We start from the raw sequence: 941 nt of genomic DNA on the forward strand, positions 1-941 counted from the left end.
CGCGGGGCGGGCCTGCGTGCTGAGCAGCTCGGGCAGCAGGGCCGCCCAGTCGCGCTCGGTGGCGCTGAGCAGCTCCAGGCCGTAGTCGTTGACGGCGATCGAGAAGGTGCCCGCCTCGCCCTGCGCCGCGCGCCAGGCGAACAGGCTGGCCAGGCCGGTGTGCGCATGCCGCCCGGCGAAGGGGTAGAGAAACAGGTGCCAGCCTTCGCGCGTGCGCAGGGTTTCGGCCAGCAGCGTGCCGGGCGTGGGCAGGGCCGACCAGCGCTGCTGCACCTCCAGCAGCGGGCGCACGCTTTTCAGCTCGGGCGAGCGGTAGTCGCCGTCCGCCGCCAATGCGAGCTGGCGCACCACGAAGTCGGCCAGCACGGTGGACAGCGGCATGCGCGATCCCGCCCAGCGCGGCACGGTGGGGCGGCCGCGCGCGGCGCGGCGCACGTAGGCGGTCATGTCCTCGATCTTGACCATCTCCAGCACCTGGCCCGCGAACACAAAGCAATCGCCGGCCGACAGGCGCGACAGAAAGCTCTCTTCCATGGTGCCCAGGCGCGCGCCGTGCAGCACCTGCACCACCATGCTGGCATCGCTCACGATGGTGCCGATGTTGGCGCGGTGGCGCCGCGCCAGGCGCGCATCGGGCATGCGCCACACGCCGCCCTCATCGGGCACCACGCGCTGGTAGTCCGGGTAGACGGCCAGCGACGGCCCGCCCCGGTGCACGAAATCCAGGCACCACTGCCACACGGCGCGCGGCAGGTCGGCATAGGCGGCCGTGCGGCGCACCTCGGCATAGAGCGCCTCGGGCTCGAAGCCGCCGCCCAGGGCGACGGTGACCAGGTGCTGCACCAGCACGTCCACGGGGCGGCGCGGGCTGGCGCGCATCTCCACCTGGCCCGCCTGCACCGCGGCGCGGGCGGCGGCGGCCTCGACCAGCTCCAGGCTGT

At 73.9% G+C, this 941-nt stretch carries 1 protein-coding gene; it reads right to left on the bottom strand.

Features of this window, described 5'->3' with window-relative positions:
• Nucleotides 1–941: DEAD/DEAH box helicase family protein (locus tag AC27KI_RS25880; protein ID WP_487116701.1), on the bottom strand; the 941-nt coding region annotated here is incomplete at both ends.

Source organism: Acidovorax sp. KPB24-03, assembly GCF_057546605.1.